The organism is Pseudomonas sp. MF6776 (assembly GCF_016613125.1).
Classification (GTDB): domain Bacteria; phylum Pseudomonadota; class Gammaproteobacteria; order Pseudomonadales; family Pseudomonadaceae; genus Aquipseudomonas; species Aquipseudomonas iridis.
The window spans coordinates 1-22,168 of sequence record NZ_JAENSQ010000046.1 but is presented as its reverse complement, the minus strand read 5'-3'; the positions used below and the strand labels follow the sequence as shown (position 1 = coordinate 22,168).

General features: G+C 48.5%; 16 protein-coding genes and 6 pseudogenes. 11 read left to right on the top strand and 11 right to left on the bottom strand.

Annotated elements, in window-relative coordinates; translation table 11 throughout:
• Positions 1–283: 283 nt before the first annotated feature.
• The 4 genes and pseudogenes from JJD74_RS28375 to JJD74_RS28360 all read right to left on the bottom strand — a co-directional run.
• Positions 284–2,272, bottom strand: coding sequence for an AAA family ATPase (locus tag JJD74_RS28375; RefSeq protein WP_200617561.1), 1,989 nt, complete (start codon positions 2,270–2,272; stop codon positions 284–286).
• 2 nt (positions 2,273–2,274) lie between these two features.
• A complete protein-coding gene (locus JJD74_RS28370) occupies positions 2,275–2,847 on the bottom strand; it encodes an ABC-three component system middle component 4 (RefSeq protein ID WP_200617559.1) in 573 nt (190 codons plus the stop codon).
• On the bottom strand, positions 2,844–4,055 hold the full coding sequence (locus JJD74_RS28365; protein ID WP_200617555.1) for an ABC-three component system protein: 1,212 nt from the start codon (positions 4,053–4,055) through the stop codon (positions 2,844–2,846). Before JJD74_RS28365 ends, JJD74_RS28370 begins: the two co-directional genes overlap by 4 nt.
• 307 nt (positions 4,056–4,362) lie before the next feature.
• Positions 4,363–4,920, bottom strand: a pseudogene (locus JJD74_RS28360) (transposase); the annotation flags it as partial.
• Between the two features lie 327 nt (positions 4,921–5,247).
• Here JJD74_RS28360 and JJD74_RS28355 point away from each other — a divergent pair.
• The 5 genes from JJD74_RS28355 to JJD74_RS30995 all read left to right on the top strand — a co-directional run bounded on the left by JJD74_RS28355 (position 5,248) and on the right by JJD74_RS30995 (position 12,742).
• A complete protein-coding gene (locus JJD74_RS28355; RefSeq protein ID WP_200617553.1) occupies positions 5,248–6,804 on the top strand; it encodes a sensor domain-containing diguanylate cyclase in 1,557 nt (518 codons plus the stop codon).
• Between the two features lie 275 nt (positions 6,805–7,079).
• Positions 7,080–9,503, top strand: coding sequence for an AAA family ATPase (locus JJD74_RS28350; protein ID WP_200617550.1), 2,424 nt, complete (start codon positions 7,080–7,082; stop codon positions 9,501–9,503).
• A gap of 852 nt (positions 9,504–10,355) precedes the next feature.
• Positions 10,356–10,967, top strand: coding sequence for a hypothetical protein (locus tag JJD74_RS28345; RefSeq protein WP_200617537.1), 612 nt, complete (start codon positions 10,356–10,358; stop codon positions 10,965–10,967).
• A 314-nt stretch (positions 10,968–11,281) separates the two neighbouring features.
• On the top strand, positions 11,282–11,830 hold the full coding sequence (locus JJD74_RS28340) for a peroxiredoxin-like family protein (protein WP_325167026.1): 549 nt from the start codon (positions 11,282–11,284) through the stop codon (positions 11,828–11,830).
• Positions 11,831–11,863: 33 nt separating this feature from the next.
• Complete coding sequence (locus JJD74_RS30995; RefSeq protein ID WP_234451902.1) at positions 11,864–12,742, top strand: helix-turn-helix domain-containing protein; 879 nt, start codon at positions 11,864–11,866, stop codon at positions 12,740–12,742.
• 65 nt (positions 12,743–12,807) lie between these two features.
• On the opposite strand, the pseudogene JJD74_RS28330 reads toward JJD74_RS30995, so the two are convergent.
• Positions 12,808–13,389, bottom strand: a pseudogene (locus JJD74_RS28330) (cytochrome c biogenesis protein/redoxin).
• Between the two features lie 223 nt (positions 13,390–13,612).
• Complete coding sequence (locus tag JJD74_RS28325) at positions 13,613–14,146, bottom strand: carboxymuconolactone decarboxylase family protein (protein ID WP_200617517.1); 534 nt, start codon at positions 14,144–14,146, stop codon at positions 13,613–13,615.
• 116 nt (positions 14,147–14,262) lie between these two features.
• Here JJD74_RS28325 and JJD74_RS28320 point away from each other — a divergent pair, with 116 nt between their 5' ends.
• Complete coding sequence (locus JJD74_RS28320) at positions 14,263–15,225, top strand: AraC family transcriptional regulator (RefSeq protein ID WP_200617508.1); 963 nt, start codon at positions 14,263–14,265, stop codon at positions 15,223–15,225.
• 406 nt (positions 15,226–15,631) lie between these two features.
• Here the strand turns inward: JJD74_RS28320 and JJD74_RS28315 are convergent, their stop codons facing one another.
• The gene (locus tag JJD74_RS28315) at positions 15,632–16,360 is read right to left on the bottom strand and encodes a pirin family protein (protein ID WP_200617506.1); all 729 of its coding nucleotides are present in this window, start codon (positions 16,358–16,360) and stop codon (positions 15,632–15,634) included.
• A 239-nt stretch (positions 16,361–16,599) separates the two neighbouring features.
• Entirely contained in the window at positions 16,600–17,082 is a 483-nt protein-coding gene (locus JJD74_RS28310) for a hypothetical protein (RefSeq protein WP_200617498.1), read from the bottom strand.
• Positions 17,083–17,782: 700 nt separating this feature from the next.
• Between JJD74_RS28310 and JJD74_RS28305 the strand changes: the two are divergent.
• Positions 17,783–18,202, top strand: a pseudogene (locus tag JJD74_RS28305) (transposase family protein); the annotation flags it as partial.
• A gap of 205 nt (positions 18,203–18,407) precedes the next feature.
• Here JJD74_RS28305 and JJD74_RS28300 read toward each other — a convergent pair.
• Positions 18,408–18,920: a MarR family winged helix-turn-helix transcriptional regulator gene (locus JJD74_RS28300; RefSeq protein ID WP_080694511.1), complete on the bottom strand. Its 513-nt coding sequence runs from the start codon at positions 18,918–18,920 to the stop codon at positions 18,408–18,410.
• A 324-nt stretch (positions 18,921–19,244) separates the two neighbouring features.
• Here JJD74_RS28300 and JJD74_RS28295 point away from each other — a divergent pair.
• Positions 19,245–19,431: pseudogene (locus tag JJD74_RS28295) on the top strand (IS5/IS1182 family transposase); the annotation flags it as partial.
• Positions 19,432–19,440: 9 nt separating this feature from the next.
• Positions 19,441–19,596, top strand: a pseudogene (locus tag JJD74_RS28290) (zinc-binding dehydrogenase); the annotation flags it as partial.
• Between the two features lie 137 nt (positions 19,597–19,733).
• On the opposite strand, the pseudogene JJD74_RS28285 reads toward JJD74_RS28290, so the two are convergent.
• Positions 19,734–20,556 (bottom strand): annotated as a pseudogene (locus tag JJD74_RS28285) (AraC family transcriptional regulator).
• A gap of 128 nt (positions 20,557–20,684) precedes the next feature.
• On the opposite strand from JJD74_RS28285, the gene JJD74_RS28280 reads away from it, so the two are divergent.
• Complete coding sequence (locus tag JJD74_RS28280; protein ID WP_028697088.1) at positions 20,685–21,203, top strand: carboxymuconolactone decarboxylase family protein; 519 nt, start codon at positions 20,685–20,687, stop codon at positions 21,201–21,203.
• Positions 21,204–21,215: 12 nt separating this feature from the next.
• Complete coding sequence (grxC, locus tag JJD74_RS28275; protein ID WP_028697089.1) at positions 21,216–21,470, top strand: glutaredoxin 3; 255 nt, start codon at positions 21,216–21,218, stop codon at positions 21,468–21,470.
• 512 nt (positions 21,471–21,982) lie between these two features.
• On the opposite strand, the gene JJD74_RS30990 is transcribed toward grxC, so the two are convergent.
• On the bottom strand, positions 21,983–22,168 hold a 186-nt coding region (locus tag JJD74_RS30990), incomplete at its 5' end, for a hypothetical protein (protein WP_234451901.1).

The window sequence follows — 22,168 nt, the reverse complement described above, 5'->3', positions numbered from 1 at the left end:
CCAAATGCGGCCATCCGATCCGTTAATGCCTGCAACTCATTTGTATCGATAGGCAGTCCAGTCAGCATCAAATCAGATGCCGAGCTTGGTTCGTTAGCTTGGATAATCCGCGCTCTTAACAACCTGCCCAAAAGCAGTCCCCCGGTAACGCTTGCCTGAAACCCAGATTTCTTCACCCTTAGAGCAAGGGGAAACCTGCTCTTTGAGAATCAAAGTGCAGTAAAATCTCGAAAAAAAGAGGGGCAAATTACTTTTCATTTGAGCAATACATCTGATCAATTTTTTAAATTATATTTACTGATTTTTCAATATCGTCGATCAGCCCTACGTCCAGCCCATTCTCTCCAGTAGAACTGTAGTGAGCAACGATGTAAGCCTTGTACCGATTAACAAATGTATCAGGCACGTCGTTGTCTACCAAGATTATCTGGCATGGGACTTCTTTTTCTTCGGCTTTATTAGCTACGTCAAGTAGATACTCATAAATATTTTGGTATTTCAGTGGGTCGGAAATTCCTTCGCGGGTATCTTCCTGTACGTTGGTCTGATCTTGATATTTCTCTTTTGTGGTTTTCCCCAAATATTTACCTACCGTGTCAATCATTAGTAGCCTAGGGTGGTTTATTTCAGAGTCAATCGCATATTCTAATAGTGATATCATAAATCCAACGGAGGAAATGGTTCTAAGTCCACCCGACGTTATATTCAGATAATCACGACCCCGGATAACAGGCGCAAAGCTTTTAGGGCTGATGCTAATCCCCTCCTGTCTCTTAATATTTACTTTCTTGAGATATTTGCTGAGGTAATCTCCGAGTGTTTCCAAAACTTCGGAAATACTTGGGGCCGTCTCTCTGAGCTCAACAAGTCGCTCGTTTAATTGCTTTATTGCCAAATTCAAATTTTCATATGCGTCATGAATTTTTTGCTGCTGATTTCTAACGCGTATGTTGTTAACTAGGAAGTCGCGAGCTTTTTTGTTGGATGCAATTTCCTTAACCAGAGTATCGCGTTGCGTGAGGTACGGCGTGATCATTGCTTGGCTTTCGGTGTCTAACATTTCTCGTGCGCGAGACAGGTCAGAATTGTATGCTGCCTGGTCTTGGGCCAACTCACGCGACTTGGAAGATAGTTCATCAATCAGCGACTGTATGCTTTTCTTTTTTTTCTGAATAGAATTCAATTCATCTGACAGGGTGTCCCTGCTGACTGTTTGGAAACTATCAGTCGCTTGCGTTGGCAGAATAGGAGTGTCGCAAACAGGACAGGGGTTAGCATGCTCTGTTGTTTGACCAATCCTAGTTTGTGCATGAATGATGCTATTTATTTTTGCAATGTCGTTTTCATAATCATTTTTCAAACGCGAGTACTTTTCTATTTGCACCCTCGTTTTAATGATTTCCTGTGCTGCGTGCTTTTCATTTAATGACAATTCGTTGAAAATCGCTTTAAGTTCCGTGTGGTTTTGAGAACTGGCGATCATAGAGTTGTTGATTTTTGTAAACTCGACTTCAAGTGCACCGATGGTTTTATCTATTATTGTTATCGAATCATCTATGGAAACTTGGCTGTCGTAACCTGTCTCCCTTAAGAACTCAGAAACAGATGTATATTTGTTAAGAAGCTTCTTGCTTTCACGAGCGCGCTCAGCAATTTCAACTTCTAGCTCTGCTATGCTTGAATCCAAAACATTGAAAATATATTTAACAACTTCTCGATTGCTAGTGGACTTTATCCAGTTGTTTAAATCTAAGAAGCTCTTGCTTCCGACATCATCTTGGTTAACATATACATATTTGAATAGATTTCGAAAGCTGAGTCGTTTTACTTCAGAATCTGCTTTGGAAGGTGAAACCTTAATTTTTACTTTCGGGAAGCCTAAGCTATCCAGTAAGAAGTCGGAAAAATAACCATCTGGGGCATGCGTATCAGTGAAATTTGGCGAATATTTTTTTGGAAAGAAATCAGCACATTTTTCAAATACGCAGGGGTAGACTTCTATGTATTCTTTTGAGTCATAGATGTTGCGCTTTATAGTGAGAGAGACACTATTTATTTCCAACTCTAGAGCGGCGTACTCGATGGATGCGTTGACCTCGTCAGAAAGCTCAATGCTGCTGGCGCCGAGTAGATAATTTATAAACTCTAGAATACTCGACTTACCTGTGTCTGAATCTCCATAAATAATGTTCATACCTGGAAAAAATGGTATTGAGTAAATCTTTCGATAGCCAACTAAATTTAGACCGCTAATGCTTATATGCGACTTCAATTTCAATTCCTTTTGAAAATTTCATTGAGATATGAATAAAGCTTGGTAGTTGCTTGCGCTTGCAAAGTCGAGAGGCTTTCTATTACCTCTAAGGCTGCGGAGAAGTAGTTTTGACTATCTTGACTGATAGAGGGCTGTTGCGAAGGAGATACTGCTTCGACGAAAGTCGAGTCAATCAGACTTTCTACAAAAAGTCTTCCTGCTGGGCTCAATAGATACTTAATTGAACCAGGATCTGTTTGGTTATCACACGCCAACATTCCACGCGCTGCTAATTCTTTGATTAGGGTCTTAAGCTTTGATCGGTTGAAGAGTATGTCCACATTTGTTGAGAGGCTTTCAATGGTGTAGGTGTACTGAGAGTCTATTGGTATGAATTTTTTTCCTGCCAACCGCAGTACTTCATTTATCTTTGAAGGGTTTTTTGCAAGATACATGAACGCTTGGATTTTTTCAAAGTCCAGCACTGCATTATTCTTAGGGGATAGGCCTAGCTTATAAATTATGAGTGCTAGCAACGAATAATTTAACGAGAAATCATCATCTATCAATAAGTAAGGCAACGATTGGCTCATTGCGTCGAGCCTTTTTTCGCTAGTACATCCTCAATAGAAGTATTGGCAGACCATACAACGTCAATATCCTCCTTATCGGCAAGCTGATGAATCATGCCCTTCTTGTGGACACCATCTAATTCGGCCAATAATGTTTTGAGATACAACCCGTCTTCGCTCATTATTTTGGCATGCACTCGTTGAACAAACTGATCTGGAGTGGTTTTGTTCGCTATATGGTGTTCGTGTTCTTGCCGGTAAATTTCCCTTACTTTGCCGTACAGGACGCTGAGAAGCTTTTTGTCATGATCGCTTGTAAACAGCTTTCTGGCTTCTTCGGCATTAAAAAAGTAACCTTTTGCGTTACCTGTAATGCTTTCGTGAACATCTGCTATGACCATCTTGAGTACAAAAAAATGATCATCATACTGATTGTTATCTTTAAAATCCTTTACTGCGAGGGGGACTTTATATGCCGCTTCAAACTCTAAAATATACTTAACTACAGCTTTGTAGACTGTTTCGTCTTTGCTTTTGGGTTTACAGATACTGGTGTGATCTTCATCTACCGCTCTTGAGTCTTTTTTCAGGCTTTCAATTGCTAGCGCGCTTTTCTTGTCAACAAACTTATCATGTGCACCATAGATGTACTTTGTAGGTGGTGGAGTCGACGTGTTTATCCAATCTCTACTGAATTGGTAGACCGCATCACTCAAGACACTCAGATCATTAAGTTGAACGTTAGAAGATAGAAAAGCCCCCATGTTCGCAATTTTGGCACCAGTGTGAGGAACCGCGAGAGAAATAAATCCCTTAACAGCTGTTGACTGGGTTTCCTCTAACTGGCCAAGAATGCATGCCTTTGATATCAGGCCACCCATACTGTGGGCGATGACCATGACTTTCTCGTAATCACTGAGATTAACTTCGAATTCTGTGCGTAACAATTGAGCAATTTCAGTGATTGGAAGGTTTGTTCTGATACCCTTCCTTGAGCTAAATAGGCGTGCAAACAAGCCTTTGGTAACACCATACGTTGTGGTAAATGTAGTGAAATAATTGAAGCATCCGATATCGTAACGGTCGCTTAACTGCGGGTCGGTAGCTAAAAGACCCGGAAATGAAATGTTGTCGTCAAAAGACCAAGTCTCTTGCCCCCCCTTTAAACCGTGGACAAAAATCACCGCGTTGGGTTTATTCTCTTTTTTTACCCATGTGATCATGCTCATCTGAATGTCCTTTTCCTGAGTGGACGACTGCCGTGGCCGCGAATAACGATGCGAGTCGACAGATAAATTGTGTGCTGGAGGCAGCGTTGGCAAGTCTGCGCTAACACTTGCCGGCCAAACGAAGTCGCGAGCATAGTGCTTGTTGGGGGCGAATTGCCATTAGAGCGCCGAGTGGACATCTAGATTTCCTCGCCATGACCACCCTGGCTGGTTACGAGTTTCGCGCTTTGCTGCGCATCCTATCTCTCATCGCGCTAACGCCTGTCGAGCGCGCATAGCCGATAGAGCTAGCTGAACCGCCCCCGACTTGGTGGACAGCCGCATCGAGCGATGCCAAGTAACGGCTAATGCTCGTCTCGATTTCTTCCATGCGCCGCTTCAGTTTGGCGCTGGTGAAATTCCGGTCTCGGTTGTTCACCGTCTTGAATTTACTGCCGTCGATGGCGACTAGGTTTTCGCTGAACAATCCCAACTGCTGGCAGAGCAAAACGAACTGGCGGCATACACCGCGAATGGCTTTGCTGTTGTCTTTTCGGAAGTTGGCGATGGTCTTGAAGTCGGGCATCAATCGCCCGGTCAGCCACATCAGCTCGACATTGCGTTGGGCTTCTCGCTCAAGGCGTCGGCTCGATTGGATGCGGTTTAGGTAGCCGTAGATATAGATCTTCAGCAGGATCTCAGGGTGGTAGGCAGGTCTGCCGGTTTCGGCTGGAATGACACCATCAAAACCTAGCGTGGCTAGGTCGAGTTCGTCGACGAAGACATCGACCACACGTACCGGATTGGTATCGCTGACGTAGTCGTCGAGGCTTTCGGGAAGTAAGGTACTTTGACCTCGGTGTTCACCCTGGATAAACCGTTTCATGGGCGTCCCTTGCGCTGAGATTCTCGGAAATCATAGCAAGGGTTTACCGATGCGTTTTTACACACTCTGGGCCAAGAGCAGCCCTTCGCATCAGGCATCTAGTAGACAATTCCTGCCATATAAATTGATGGTGGTAGGCCTTCCGGTAGTCACCACACTGGATGGATCGACCGTCTAATAGTCAACGCAAGCACCACTCATAAACGTTCGACGATTAGGCTACAATTGAAATCATAAATGGCATTGCGCCATCACGGTGTCAGTCCGGCTGCTCTTAGGTCTTGACATATAGGCTTAACTCGAAGTGCCTTGGTTCAAGATGCCATCATGCCAAAAATTGATCTACGCCGATTGATACTGCTGTTAGCTCTCGCGACAGGAGTAGTGACTTTCATCAATGCGCTGTTCGCTAGCTATCTCACGCAGCGCGATCTGCTTATGAGCCAGGCCCTTGAGGCCAACCGCGTATATGCGGTCAAGCAGGCGCTAAACACAGACCACTTCATTCGTTCGTCACAGGCCCACTTGGCGTTTAGTGCCCAACAACTTGCTGAACGCCTGGACAAGCCCAAGGACTTACAGCACGAAGTAGATCGCCTCCGACTCCAGTCAAATTACTTCAACTCTGCTTTTATTGTAGGGGCTGACGGTCGGGTTTTGGCTACATCGCCGAATGGGCTTGGATTGGTTGGCACCCGGCTTCAGTCAGAAGGTGCCCTCGCCATTATCGGCAAACGCACCCCGGTCATAACCGACCCATACATCGGTAGCACAAAACGCCAGCTGGTAGTGATGTCACACCCGATCATTGATCCCAACGACCAGTATCTGGGCTACGTAAGTGCATCAATCTATTTGCAGGAAAAGAACATCCTAAATGCAATCTTGGATGAATATTATCGTCATGACGGCTCCTATGCGTACGTTGTAGACCGGAACGGGCAGCTGATCTATCACCCTGACTCTACGCGTATCGGTGAAGGTGTATCAGCCAACGCTGCCGTCAAGCAGGTAACTGATGGCAAGGAGGGGGCTCTTCGCCTTATCAACCTGAAGGGCGTGGATATGTTGGCCGGTTTTGCCCCGATGAAGTCAACTGGCTGGGGAATCGTAGCTCAAACTCCGACTACATCAACACAGTCTGTATTGAACGATTTGATGCTCGATACACTGCTTCAGACGGTGCCGTTGTCCATACTCACGCTGCTCGGAATCTGGTGGCTGTCATGGTGGATTTCGCACCCGCTCAGAAAACTCGCCGAAAATGTAAAAGCGTGGGAAGAATCTGAAGCAATGGAGCGATTTCGTAATATCAAGACCTGGTACTTCGAAGCCGACCAACTCAAACGCACCATCATTAAAGGCTTAAGCCTACTTCACGCGCGCCTTGACAAGCTGAACCTAGACAATATTACTGAACCACTCACCGGCTTGAATAATCGCCGTGGCCTGCGTCTGGCCCTAGATAGGCTGCTTACCGCAGGCAAAGCGTTATCTGTGATCGCGTTGGACATCGATCACTTCAAAGACGTGAACGACCGGTATGGGCACGATGTCGGCGACCAAGTCCTCAAGTATCTTGCAGAACACATGCGTGAATGTTTCAGAGCCGGCGACGTCATGTGCCGCGCTGGAGGGGAAGAGTTCATCGTGCTGCTCCCTGAGCTTGAGATAGAGGCCGCCCACAAGATCGCTGAGCGTCTTCGACTCAGCATGGCGAGTCAGCCGAGCCCATCTGGAGAGGTTGTAACCATTTCTCTGGGTGTGGCCTATATGCCTAAGGGAAACTCCAGCATTGATACGGCACTGAGAGCATCGGATGCGGCGCTCTATAAAGCCAAAAACCAGGGAAGAAATTGTGTGGTATCCGCTAGCGAGTTTTGAGCGAGTTCGGCTGACTCACTGGCCACAACAGGCTGACTGCTTCTGGCCGCTTTGAGCCTGTCACATCAGGCAAAAGTCGGCCAAATGCGGTCGTTCAGCGTCTACGAAAATCAGCAGGGGTTCACTTTGCGGTGATTTGCCGAAGCTCCTATGCTGACGAGACTAATCGCCATCACGCGATTGACCCTGGCTAGGCTGCCATCCACGTAGTCTGAGCCTTCAAATTTCAATGAGCAGCGGCCAGCCAGGCTCCACTGCCCGCATGGACGCACAGCATGATCGAGTCGATTAGCCTTTCTAATATCGCCACCTACAGTCCCGACAAATCCGAAAATATCGTCAACCTAAAACCGATCAATTTCTTCTACGGTGCAAATGGCGCGGGCAAGACCACAATCAGTCGACTGATCGAAAATCCTGTCATTTCGGCGGACTCTCGGATCACTTGGCTGAGGAACAGCCAGATCCCGGCTATGGTCTACAACAACGACTTCATTTCCTCTAACTTCACGGACTCGAAAGAGCTCCAGGGTGTTTTCACGCTGGGGCAGGCCGAGCAAGCCCAGCTTGATCGCCTAGCGTCACTCAAGGATGAAAGAAAGCGCCACGAAAAAATGAAAACAAAATCGGTCATCCTTCTTGATGGTGAGGATGGTAAGACCGGAAAGAATGCAGAACTGATTTCTCTAGAAGCAAAACTGGCAGCCCGGTGCTGGGAGCAAAAGACGAAGCATGACGATCATTTCAAGGGCGCGTTCACGGGATTGAGGAACAACAAAGAGGCCTTCAAGGCTAGGGTATTGCAAGAATACGTCAGCAATAGCTCAGCCTTGGTCGACCTCGCTAATCTCCAGGAAAGAGCCTTGGTGTTGTATGGTGAACAACCCTCGAAGATTTCTTCTGTTCCGAGCTTAGATTTATCGCGGCTAACCTCTTTCGAAACTAGCCCGGTTCTAGCCAAGAAGGTAATTGGTAAGGATGACGTCAGCATTTCAGCAATTATCCAGAGACTGGGTAACAGTGACTGGGTTAGGCAGGGAATTAAATTTCTTGAGCACACAGACGGACAATGTCCGTTTTGCCAGCAAAACATACCTCATGACTTTGAGAAAAATCTCGCTGACTACTTTGATGAAACATTCGAGGCAGACTCTAAGGCAGTTGCAGTTCTTTACTCCAACTACTTTCAATTTGCAGATGAGGTGTTGACTCAAGCGCGTAATCTCTTGGAGTCAGACTGTGCTCATTTGAATAAAGACAAGGTTAGCCTTGAAATTCAGGCACTAGAAGCTGTGATCTTGGTTAATAAAAGCTGGATGGACAAAAAAGTTTCTAACCCGAGCTCCGAGGTTAAGCTTGAAGGATTGAAAAACATTGAGGACGGCATTGCGGGGCTAGTCGATGCTGCCAATGTTAAAGTTACAGAGCACAATCGACTCGTTGCTAGCTTTGCCGCAGAGCAAAACAAGCTCACGGGAGAGATATGGAAATATGTTATCGATACTGAGCTCAAGAACACGCTGGCCGACTATGCCTCCGAAAAGGATACATTGCAGAAATCCATCACTGGCATCACGTCGAGTCTAGACAAAGCCAGGGAAGACATAAAAAATGTTGATATTGAGATCGACAAAATTGAAACCGCACTGACGAGCGTGAAGCCGACAGTCATTGCCATCAACAAGATTCTCAAGAGTTTTGGGTTCAGGAGTTTTTCGCTCGACCCGGCCTGCATCGGAAATTCTTACAGGCTTATCCGAGCTGACGGCAAAGACGCCAAGCAAACTCTCAGTGAGGGCGAAAAGACCTTTGTTACTTTCCTATATTTCTACCACCTACTCAGGGGTAGTATCACAACATCGGGCATCACAAGTGACCGGGTCGTCGTCATTGATGATCCAGTTTCAAGTCTAGACAGTGATGTACTGTTTATCGTGAGTAGCTTGATAAAACAGCTTTTTGCCGAGATCAGAAAGAAAGATAGTCATCTCAAACAGATTTTTGTGCTCACGCACAATGTACATTTCTATAAGGAAATTACGTACGATCAGCGGCGAAAGCCCGAAACATCTCTCAGTGATGAAACCTTCTGGATCGTTCGTAAACCTGGTGATCACTCCTCAATCGAGTTTCACCCGAGCAACCCCATCAGAACCGCCTACCAGCTGTTGTGGGATGAATTGAAGAAATTCCCAGTGCCAGCGCTTACGTTGCAAAATACTATGCGAAGGATTTTGGAAAATTATTTCAAAATCCTAGGTGGCATAGACACGAACCATCTTGTCGGACAGTTTGAAGGTCTTGAAAAGGTACAGTGTCAATCGCTAATAAGCTGGGTGAATGATGGCTCGCATTACGCTCCTGACGAGCTATACGTGGCTATTGGCGACAACATGGCAGCCAGCTACATGAAGATTTTCTTCAAAATCTTCAAGGTCACCCGGCATGACGCCCACTACAAAATGATGATGGGTGATGATTATGTCGATCTCGATCCGGATGAGCTTCCGGACGAGCCTCAGGACGACGTCAACGCTAACGTAGATGGGCACCAAGTAGTTAGCGTCGTTGATGCTCCGGATTTGCCCGTACTCATTCATGCCTCATCTACTATCCAGGCCGACCATGCGGCACCGGAACTGACTGTTCCTTCGGCAGGGGAGGATCGTCCAGAGATAGATTCAGATATACCCTTCTGACGACCATCAGTCGTGCTGCGCGTGCAGGGGAGTATTGAATGCGTTCATCTGGCCACGGGCCGTGGTAGGAGGTGCGGCCGTGGACAAGCGACAAGTACCTCTATAGCCTTCTTTTCACTCCCCTGTACTATCAAGCTGAACTTCTCTTGACCAGCTTGAAAATGCCCGAGCAATCCTGCGCCTGCCTGTAGCTGGGACTTACTAATGCTAATCTACAAATATCGCAACTGCGCACAGCGAACTTGGGAGCTCCTTCTTAATCGTAAGCTCTACTTCTCACCACCTGCGCAGCTAAACGACCCGCTAGACTCCTCTATCGATATTCATGCAGAGTACGAGCGAGCAAAGAAACTAATAAATGCAATGGACGATCACCCTGAGCGTAGAAAGTCGTTCCTGATTTATTTGCTAGATGGGTCTCATCACTTCAGATGCCCGTCCTCAGGAGAACGAATAGGATTGAATAAGGCATTGCAGATGTTCATTCAATTGTTAAGGATTTTATCCTTTTCACGAACACCAACTGATGCCCTCCTACGGTCACATTACGCTGAAGGCCACAGCGGTATTTGTCTAGGCTTTGACCCGGAATTTCTCACTTTTGACCATGTATTCAGGTCGCTCAAGACCAGCAAGCGTGCGGAGCAAATCCGGCCCTGCCGACTAGTCAAATAAAAGATAAGTGGTCAAGTCAGTGCAACTACCAACTTATCACTTTTCAATAAGTTTCTTTTAGGTATATAGAAGTTAAGTGCATAGGTGATTCTGTCGCTGAGTTGATATAATGAAAATATAAAAAGCCAAAAAATAAAAATGTAAATTGGCAAACAAAACAAGAATAAAGTTAGCAGTATGAAAGAAATACAATTTTTAAAAGATGCATACGACCAAAATCGATGGAAATCTGTCATTACTATCGCGAATTCAATGTCAGGTTTGGAAAGAGTTTTCGCGACAGTTGAACTGTCTATGCACATCAAAAGCCGCAGAGCTTGTCTAGGTTTTGAGCATAAACTAACAGCAGAAGAAAAAAGAACCTTGGCAGCTACGGCTAAAGTCATCGGAAATGAACGTGTCCTCTTCGATATCAGTTCAGCGGCGGTGATAAATGACGTGGAATTAGTCGCCTATTTGTTGTCAAACCTCGGTGAGCTGCATGGATTTAAAGCGCACAAGGCATGCATTAACGCTATCAAAGTTGGGCAGCACGACATTGCCATAATGGTTATCGAGTGGCTTATTAGGATTAAGTACAGCCATGTTGAAGTATATGACATCTTCATTTCAGCGTATTCATCAAGAATAATGTCATGCAGGATATTCGACATAATCGTTATGTCAGGGTATATCGTCCCGATTCTGAATCAAGCTCGCGTTGGTTTGATGGATCTCCATTCTAATTTCATGGAGTTGGTCGCTGGACTTGACGATGAAACGAAGATAAAAGTATTTGAAAGATTGTGAGCAGTAATCTTGGAATTACCCATTCTACGTTTTAGCTGATTTAGAGGGCGGAACACTTAAATTTATGGCTCACTGGAACTTCAGGAAGCTTTGTAAGTGATTTTATTCAGGTCGTAGAAAATATACAGCTCGCCTAAGTTCGCTGTAGGAGGCCATTTTGAGGCTTGTGGTTGATGAAAATTAAATTACGTTAGGTAACTGATTTATATGAAGTAGAATTGGCTGGAAAATGCGTAATTCGGAGTATTAAAATCATTTAATTTATGATTTATGATTTATGAGAGCTCTGCGAATCAAGATTTTCAACACTTGCAATCAAGGCTGGGGACCGTGCGCCTGATTTCGTGTTGACCGATGCGAATGGAGAAAACGTAAATTCGATTGACTTAGTACGAAAAGGCCCAGTAATTATAGTTTTTCTGAGAGGATTGTGGTGTTGGTATTCGCATACGACGCTCATTGCTCTTGAGGCAATTAATGAAACATTGAATAACTTTGGAGTATCTCTCGTCGCCATATCGCCGCAGCTTCATTTTTCACCTGCCGATATGGGCAGAAGACAACAGGTCAGCTTTCCAGTTTTGCGCGATGTTAACAGTCGGGTCGCACTGGAATTTCAGGTTGCATGGCGCCTGCCAGCCCCCGTGAAGAACAAATATCGCGCATTGGGCGCAGACCTCGACAAGATGAATGGAGCAGATTGCGACCTGTTACCCATGGCATCGTTTTTTGTTATCGACAGACAAGGGACTATTGTGTATTCGGCGGTCAACGCGGATCATATACAACTAATGAGTACAGAGGACCTTCTTATAGTACTGAACAACATACCACCACCCCGAAAAAACCGTGCGTTAGAATAGCCAACTACCCTTTTAAGATAAAATGAGATGAAAATGCGGCACCAACAGCCGATACGACCAAATAGAGGACGCTACGGTCCGTTGATGGTGTTGGTCAGTGCGCGTATTTTAAATCGCGAGTCGGCAGGCAGTTACATTTCAAATACAGGCCGCTTCACAATAATAATATTTCTTAGTGATAATGGTCGTCTAACCTTTAACGCTAATTCAGCCAGCAGCGACCTTGAAGCTAAAATAGGCACTACCATTCTGATCGGCGGCGCCGGGAAAGAGCAGACCATATCTTGGAGCGCTCCAAACAAACTGCTTGAGATAGCAATTGAAAATAGATTCGTTGCAGATGTGATAGCGGCAATCACTCCAAGTAAAACGGTGCTATCAGACGTTGTTGGAGTATATGGCCCCGAGGCCGGATTTGGCGCCCTAGCCAAACGCCTAGCTCGCAAAATGATCGGGCAACGAAAAACCAGCGCCAGCTTGGTCGCTGATGGATATTATTGCGCGCCAACGACACGCTTTATGATTGCAATGATGATTAACATTCGATACCGCAGAGGGGGGGGTAAGTTAAGTCAGAAGAGACCTCATCTGCCTGAGAAAACTTTGAAAACTATTGTCGACCATATTGAAAAGGAAATATCGTCGGTTATAAGCGTTTCCGAAATGGCCGAGATCGCCACCCAGAGCAGATTTCATTTCGCCCGCACATTTCGCGCTAGCACTGGCCGGTCCCCTCATTCATATATTGTGGATAGCAGGCTCCATCGTGCAGAGTTCCTGTTATCTGAGACTAACGCTAGCCTTTCAAAAATCGCAAACGATTCAGGATTTAACTCACAATCGCATTTCACAACCACATTCAAGAAACGGATAGGCATCACACCTGGACAATACCGCGACCTTCATCGTTAAGCATTACAGCAAGTAGCAAGCAAAGGCCCACCAGATTGGTGGGCTATCGGTTAGTCGATTCCCCCTTACGAACGAACGGGTGGTTGATCTCTGCTTTTCGCCTCTTTCAGGAGTTGCTGAAGCATCTTTTCATAATTCTCATAATAACCCCCACCGAAATGGGTAAGTCGCTCCTAAACTTTTGCGTCGTACAGGTAGTGAGTGGGCCAGTACTGGCTCGCGAAACTACGCCAGATCGTGTAGTTGTTGTTGATAGCGACAGGGTTGGTGAGGCTGTATTCCTTCACCTTGTCCCTGCCGTTATCGACAATACGTTCGAAGCCGTATTCAGGGGCATGCACACCGATCACAGCCAGATCGTCCTTCTCGTATTTCTACGCCAGTCACTGACCCAGACGGAGATCAACGAGAGGAAAACAGCACAATCAATGCAACATGGCGTCCGACGTTGCTGGCTTGAATTATCCACTTGCTGCTGAACACGACCATGCTAGAGATTAGGGCAAACGTGTTAGGGTCATGTCGGCGAGAGTGAGCAGGATCGATAAGCGAGTGCGGTGTGCACCACCAGAAAGACATGGCACTGCAGGAAGAATACAGGGGCTAAGGACGCTCAATATGCCGCCCAAGAATGTGATGAGCAACATGAATCACCTTTAAAATGTGGACGTTCGATGTGGATGTCGAACTTTCGTAGTCGCGAGCAATTCCGTTCAACATTTTAATTAGCTGACTGCAAAGCTGTTTCTAGTGCTTAAAACGTTTACTTCAGAAGAAACGGACTTGTATCGATAGGTTAGTTTTTAGACCGGCTATCGGCGCAAAGACATTCAACGGATTTAATAAATATCTTGAACAATCATATATCGGTCAAAATTCAGGATAGTCTACAACAGTGTCATTAATGCGGTTTACAGTACTGGTGAATATTGTTGATGCAATTGATAAAGAGATTCCAATAAGTTGACGCTCCGAATATCCTGCGGAAATTATCAAATCCACAGCCTCCAAACTGAGGGTGCCTTTACTAGATACAATATTGCGTACAAATTCGATGAGCGCATCTCGCCGGAAGTCTCCAGTGAAACCGCCTCCCAGTATGTTAGAAACCTCCTTGTGCGTGAGACCCGAAAACTTAGCTTTGAGACTATGCGCGGCTATGCAATATGGGCAGCCTGTCCACTCGCTAACGACTAACCGAATCGACTCTAAATCGGAGTCGGAAATTTCACTTTGCGCGACTACATCATCCAAACGCAGCACCGCCTCCAATCCCTCAGGACTGTGCGTTCCGATAGTCAAATAAGCATTAGGAATCATACCCGCAGCCCTTTTTATGGACGCGAACGTTTCTGCTACCAATCCAGTAGCTTCAGTGGGATCAATGGTTCTCAAGCGAGACATCGAATGCTCCTCTGGATATTAATTCCAGCAGCGGTGTATGAAAGGACTCCAGCCTAACCCTGGACGCCCTTCATGTTAATGCTAGAATAAATCAATCTAATGCTCGAGCGTCTCAAATGGACATTTTAAGCAGGCTGCTTTTCCTAATGCCGGTGAGCGGGACTCTGGACACTAGATGTCATTTCAGCCCTCCTTGGAGGCTTGACTATGCCGCCACAGGCCCGAGAGAGATTCCTTACCACGTACTCTTGCGCGGGACCGCGCAAGTCGACGACGGCGAAAACCCTGTTTTATCCATGCAAGCGGGCGACATTTTACTGATCCCATCTGGCGTCCCCCATGTTCTTTATGAAGGGAGCGGAGCGTTATCGACGGTTGGCGAGATGCACCGGGAACGAGGTCTCGCGGTTCGAACCAACGGAAGTGACTCGAAACCCGTGAATATGTTCTGTGGCCGCTTTATTTTGCCCTCGTCCCCACGTCAGATGATTAAAGACAACCTCCCCCGCCAGCTAATCATAAGAGGCATTGGTGAATCCGATCACTTTACTCACTCAAAGGAAGAACTAGTCGCCAGCACTCGCCTTGCACGCTTGATAACACTGATGCATGAAGAGGCGATAGAACACGGCCCTGGAAGTGAATCAATGATGAATCACATGTCAGGCGCACTTTTTGGTATGACCTTGCGCTTGGCCAGCGAGGGTGCGGAACCGCCAACGGGACTGTTACGCCTTGCACAACGCCCAAAACTTCAACCCGCTTTAAAGGCAATGTTTGAAGATTATTCTAAAGCATGGACGATGGCTGAATTGGCAAGCTTGTGCCTAATGTCGAGAGCGACTTTTGCAAGACAGTTTGGTGAAGCCGTGGGTAGGTCTGCAAACGATCTGCTTGTTGAGATACGCATGGCCAATGCAAGCAAGCAGCTTGCACAGACATCTGATTCAATCCCTAAAATAGTTCAAGATAGCGGATACAAATCAGATGCAGCGTTCCAAAGGGCGTTCAAAAAGCACGTAGGGATGACTCCAACTAGATGGCGAATACAATCGACGCTTCTCGCAACGCAAAACTAGCCATTTTATGATCTCATTCTCACCGCACGGAAAGGGTCGCACAGCCGGGATGATAGGCCTAATGACAATTGAGCATTCTCAAGTCCGCAACTTGCTGACCCTGGCGCTGCGAGGACTAGAGCAAGGCGGCCTCGTGACCAGGACCGTAACCGGCTCGGTTTGACTATGAACTAGCGGATCTTGGGTATTCGCTACGCTTGCAGCGTGCCTACACTTGGTAGTTGGGCATTAGAAAATCAAAAATCGCAGAAACGCAGCGAAAAATCGACGATTTAACTAGGGGCTTTCGCTCAGTACTGAGTGATTCGAATATAAGCGCAGTGGAAAAAGGCGACCTGATGATCGCCTTGGTTTCCGTGAAAGGAAATCTCCCAGTTACTTGGCCGTCGGCCATGAAGCGAATTAGTCAAAAGCTTGGCTTTTCCATCGGGCGCAGGTCAAAGATCAATACTTCCGCATTTTCACCATGGGAGAGCTCAATGTTATTGGCCTGGCGAATTTTCAATCCATCGCCTTCATCCAACCGTTGGCCATTTACAGTCAACGATCCTCTGGCCAAATGGACATAAGCAAACCGCCCTAGAGGTAAGGTAAGTGAAGCGCTATCACTACCATCGAATATGCCAGCATAAACGCACGTTTCTTGTTTGATGATCAGCGATCCATCCTGCCCATCAGGCGATAGCACCAAGCATAGTTGGCCGCGCCTTTTCTTTATCTGGATGGCTTTCTGTTGATAGCGGGAAGTACCACCTCTTTCGGCAGGCACTATCCATATTTGCAGAAAGTGAAGCGGCGAACGTGGGCTAGCGTTACATCCGCTACGGTGCCCTGCAGAGCCGACACTTAGCAGTTGCGCTTCACCAGAACTTACCAGTAACTTGATGCCATCAGTATCCTGCAGCTCCAACTCACCATTGAGCACGTATGTGAAAACTTCCATCTCGCGATGCAAGCGCTTTTCAAAGTAGCCGCCAGCAGCTACCCAGTCATCGTTGAGAATCAAGAGGTCGGAAAAGCCCATCTGCTCAGGGTCGTAGTACGAGGCAAATGAGAAGCTGTAACAAGATTTCAACCATCCATAATCGACTACGCCACGCTCTGATGCCCTACGTATTCCGGTCGCGCTACTCATGCGTCTTATCTCCATACATGGCCGTTCGGTCGTTATTGATCGTGTCGAGGACGCGGTGGTTGCCATCGGTTAAAGCACCGTGCTCGAACTCAGTACATAGGTAGCGCGAGGCATATCTTGTAAACCGAGTTCATCTAGCTCACTCGCTATATCTGCATAACTAATCAACGCGAACGAGCGAGCCGTAAGGACTACCTCTGGCAACGGTGAAGCAACGGCGCGCGCGTTACCGCTTTAAGCTATTCGGAAGCCAGGAGTACGTTCGGCCCCGCCTTCGGCAGTACGGAAACTAGGGGTACGTTCGGAACCGCCTTCAGCTGTACGGAAACCAGGAGTACGTTCGGCCCCGCCTTCAGCTGTCCGGAAACCAGGGGTACGTTCGGAACCGCCTTCGGCAGTACGGAAACCAGGAGTACGTTCGGCCCCGCCTTCAGCTGTCCGGAAACCAGGAGTACGTTCGGCCCCGCCTTCGGCAGTACGGAAACCAGGAGTACGTTCGGCCCCGCCTTCGGCAGTACGGAAACCAGGAGTACGTTCGGCCCCGCCTTCGGCAGTACGGAAACCAGGGGTACGTTCGGAACCGCCTTCAGCTGTCCGGAAACCAGGAGTACGTTCGGCCCCGCCTTCAGCTGTCCGGAAGCCAGGAGTACGTTCGGCCCCGCCTTCAGCTGTCCGGAAGCCAGGAGTACGTTCGGCCCCGCCTTCAACGACTCGGAATCCAAAAGTAGGCTCCGAACCGTTTCGTGCGAGCCCTGCACTTACACTTGATACATCTTCGGTCATTTGGTGCGCATTTACCGACGCAACGGTGATACCAACAAACAGGGTGCTAAAAGCTGTTGCTATAAAAGCGCTAGTTACATTGTTCATTTGGATGCCTCACTCGTCGTATGGTCTGGCATTGCTGGAGAGGAAAGGTCCGATAACAGAAAGCGCTCCATCACTCTTTCCTCATGATGTGTGCGCCAAGCATACATCATCCATGCGGCAATTGCATGCTTCGCGCATATAATATTTAGCGATTATGTCCTACAAAATCGACACGTAATCCGCAAGGAACTGCGCTAGAACCCGTTTGATGTCCGCTGGATCTGCACGCTGCTTATCTAAGAGCTGACGGTCGGCTCGCCCCTTCAAGCTGCCGCTCCGTCCCGCCAGCCGATTTTTCGACGAAACGATGACCTTCGCCAAAGCCGAATGCGCTGAGAAAGAAAGCGGGGCTGCAAGGAGTTGTTCCCGATCCAGATGGGGCTGGTGTGCCGCGGAATTGTTTGACCGCCACGATAGAGCCGACATGTCGGCCGACTTATCTATTGCTGGCGATCCTGCGGAACGGCTCTCTTGTTCGCGACGACACCGATGAACTGAAACACCTTTTACAAACACGCAAAGCAAAGCGCCCAGAACAAGTCGGGGCGCTTTGCCATCGTGCCGGAGCGGGCCATTGGTGGGCAGTCTTTGACGCGTATTCTGGATCGACTGGCCGTGCAGCGCGGGCTGCCGAAAGCGATCCGCACTGACAATGGAAAAGAGTTTTGCGGGCGACCCATGTTGCTGTGGGCCCATCTGCGCGGAGTGAAACTGTTTCTGATTGAACCGGGCAAGCCCAATCAAAACGCTTATATCGAATCGTTCAACGGACGTTTCCGGGGCGAATGCCTGAACGAACACTGGTTCACCAGCCTGCCGCACGCCAAGGTAGTCATCGAAGCATGGCGTCGGGAATATAACGAGGAAAGACCCCAAAAAGGACTCGGCGGATTAACCCCTTCTGCCTATGCCAGGCAACTGGCCTTGAAAGCAGTTACATTTACTCAGGACTCTAAAGCCGGTTGCTACTGAAGGCGGGGGGACGTCGCTGTAGCCATACTGCTGGGTATCTATGTACCAGCAGCAAGGCTATGGGCTAAACAATATTAATTACTGTCAAAGGTTGCGGTTGCAGGAGAGGCGCTTCTGAAAAGTTATTTGCTGCCTTCCATTTTTGAGAAAACTCAATCAGCAAAAAGGTCTTCCAAAATGGGTTCACCGTGCCGGTAAATGGAATTCAGTGCCCTTCATCCAACGCACCCACAACGGGACAATTTTTGCAAGACGTGGGATCGCACAGTCTACAAACTGAATAAACTTGATCGAGATCATGCACCAAACCGTTGAGTAGCTTTTCGGTTATCCGACCAAGGATTTCACGCTCATCCGGATCAAGAACTTCCAAAGCACGAGCTATACGTTCATGGCGTACAGCTAGCACCGCAGCACAGTTCGTATTTCCTGCGGCAGTAAGGTGGAGCGCAACGGTGCGGCGATCAGCTTCTGCTTGTCTACGTTCCACTACACCCTGGGTGACAAGCCTATCAACCAGACGCACAGCCCCAGGATGAGATAATCCTAAGGCTCGTCTCAAGCGCTCAATAGACATGCCAGGTTCATGGCCGAGTAAGGCAATAGCTGCAGCTGCCGGGCCAACTTCCGGCGCCTCTTCTTGAGTGCCTTGATGGATAGAGTCAGAAATCGCCAGCGACAGCGCCCCAACTATGTTTTCGAGCTTCATATCTTTCATGAACTAAATATATATGCATCGCGCATAGAGTGCAAGATGTTTTAGGTGATGAACGCCTGTCATGGGGTACACCCAGGCATACACAAACCTTGCAGGGCGTAGGTTGGGCAGACCTAGGTGCTATGACATCCGGAGAGCTCATTTAGCCATAACCAATCAACACTGCAAGCTTTGTGTCGATCTCCGTATCATTCCATGGTCAAAGCATCCATAACGAATGAGGGAGCGCCATATGTCCGCTTCTGGCCGATTCTGTTGAAAAAGTAGCGACCTCCCCATGCCGTTGGCAAAATTGCATTATCAGCGAGCGTGGGGGCGAACAACATGATGGGACAGTTACCGGGAGGACAGCAGCGCCTGTTCTACTCGTTCAATCTGGAAGATCACGTCCCGGCGCAGCATCGACCAGTGCCTGGATCTCAGTGATCTGCGCGCTTACCTGGCAGATTTCTATAGCCCCATTGGACGCCCCTCGATTGATCCGGAGCTAATAGTGCGCATGCTGGTTGTTCAATGAAGTGCTGCGGCGCTGGCGGATGCCGGGCAACTGAAGATCCGCGTAGATCAACACCGCTATGAGCTGCATGAGGTCAACGAGGCGCTTCGCCAGGTCGCGGAAGGTCGCGGCAAGGGCAAGACGGTAATCGAGTTGCTGAGTACCCCCTCTCCCCTGTAGTCACAGCCGGGAGTGTCATTTTCTACGTAACCCTGTGCGTTTGCATTTCAGCGGTTGTCCTCGCAGGCGCATGTGAGGACAACCGCTTGGTTATTTGCGCCGTTAGTGTCTGAACTCTGCGGGTATGCCTGCAGGCTTCACACAAGGTTACGCTGCATCCATTCACGCGGACTTGCGCCGAGCTTACGACGAAACGTGCGGGCAAGCGCTGAAGGGCTTTCGTAGCCAACCTCGTCGGCAATCAGTGCGATAGGCCGCCCCTTACGCAAACGCTTTTGCGCCAAGCTGATTCTCCAGTTCGCCAGGTAATCCACAGGCGTGGTGCCTACAGTCTTGCGAAAGTGCGCCGCAAAACTTGCGCGCGACATACTGGCAATGTCAGCCAGATCAGCCACAGACCAGTTGCGCTGTGGCTCGCTGTGGATACAGGTGAGCGCGCGACAGGCGAGCGTTGGCCAATCCCGCCATCATCCCCGACGCAATGCTGCGGCTCGCGATGAGGTAGCGAAGCCACTGAATCGCCATAAGTTCGAACAGACGATTGAGGACGACATCGCGGCCGCATTCGTCGCCGAAGGCTTCTTCAAACAACCAGTCGAGGTTGCCCGTGAGCCCCGGCAACTCTCGAAGTGGTTTGACTATGTAGTCCGGCAAGGCAAGGGTCAGCGGGTTATTGGCACCGCCATCGTACAGCAAGGTGGCACACACCAACTCCGCCTCATCGACCTCTGTTGCCACCAGTTGATGTTCTAGCGGGCGAGCCACGAGTACCAGGCTCGGCTCTGCCAACTCGATGATCTGATTGCTCTTATCCCTGAAGGCCAGGCGTCCCGATCGCAATAAGTGCGCGTGCCCGTAGCTGCCCTGGCCGTAGATGTCGGTTGTTCCACAAAAACCGCCCTGATGGAACGTGGCGGCATGCAGGTTGAAGTGCTTAAGCAGCGTTGATAAACGGTCCATAGCCAGCTCGATTTAGACGATCTGTTGCATAACATCGACGATCTGAAGCCGAAAATAAAGCCTCCGCCCCTAGTATTGGCTCCAAGCTTGATCGACAAGCTCCTTGCCTAAACTACTGGAGAACCACCATGACTCGTATCGCCGCTCTCACTCTGGAACAAGCACCTGCTGGCTCGCGCGCTGCCCTCGAAGGCATTCAGAAAGGCCTTGGGTTTATTCCCAATGCCTTTAAAACATTGGCGCATGCACCTGCTGCATTAAATGGCTATCTGGGCCTCGCTCAAGCGCTGGGTAAAATCTCGCTGAATGCTGCCGAGCGTGAAGTGGTTGCCCTGGCCACCTCAGAAATCAACGGCTGCGACTACTGCATCGCTGCCCACTCGTTCTTCGGTGCGAAGTCTGGTTTGAGCGAAGAAGACATTCGCCAGGCCCGCTCAGGCACGCTCAGCGCAATTGCCGCGCTGGCACACCAGATCACCGAGAGCCGTGGTCAATTGAGTGATGCTCAGATAGCCGCTGCGCACGAGGCAGGCCTTACCGATAGCAAGATCGTGGAAGTGGTCGCGCAGGTAACGCTGGTAACCCTGACCAACTACCTGAACAACATCGCCGCTACCGATATCGACTTCCCGCCATCGGCCCACTAGGAGGCAACCGCTATGAGCCAAGTAACCGTCTACACCACACAGCATTGTCCTTATTGCCTGAGCGCAAAAAGCCTGTTGGCGCGCAAGGGTGTCACTGCAATCGAAATTGACGTTGAGACATCACCTCAGCGACTCGCGGAAATGCTGCAGCGATCCCAGCGCAGAACCGTCCCGCAGATATTTATTGGGGACAGGCATGTCGGCGGCTTTGACGATCTGGCGAGCCTTGATCGCAAAGGCGAACTGGATGCCCTGTTACAAGCTTGATGCTCTGTAATGCTCCGGATGTCATCACCATCCGGAGCATATTTTTTGCTTTCCTGACCCAGTACCAAGCGGGATAAGCTCCGGCGCGTTATCTGCCGTAGCGTCGAATGGTGCTCAATGGAAGATGTGAGCGCTCGACAGTCGCATCCTCATCACATCGCTTCCCAGCCACAGTCTTATTACGATGCGTTCAGCCCTCTAAGTCATGAAAGCAAGGAAGGAACATTGAACTCAGCCCGGAAAATTCTTTATGGATATGCGTCGGTTAGCGATTTCAATCACTCTCTCTATGTCACGACCAAGACTAAGTTTAAGGTCGGTGAGACAGCTGTCCCCATCAAGATCAGAATCAGATCTAGCGATGCCCTCTACTCATATCTGAAAAGCGGCCAAGAGGTCATGCTATTTCTAAACGGGGTCATCCCGAAGTTGGACAAATACATTGAAGTTCGGCCATCCGACGCATACAGCGGCATGGTGATAACACAGCGGGACTTATCTCCTCTAGGGTTCTACCCCATTTCCACGGACGGTTTTAATAGGGTTGAAAACTTCAGATCTAGCCGGGCGATGTTGCCGCTGACCGAAAACTGACCCAGTAGAGGCTGTTCTGCCGACTGAAAACTGACCCAGGTGTTCAACTGCTTCTGCTCAATTTTTGAGCAGGAGAACACAGGGTGATCAGTATGGAAATGATG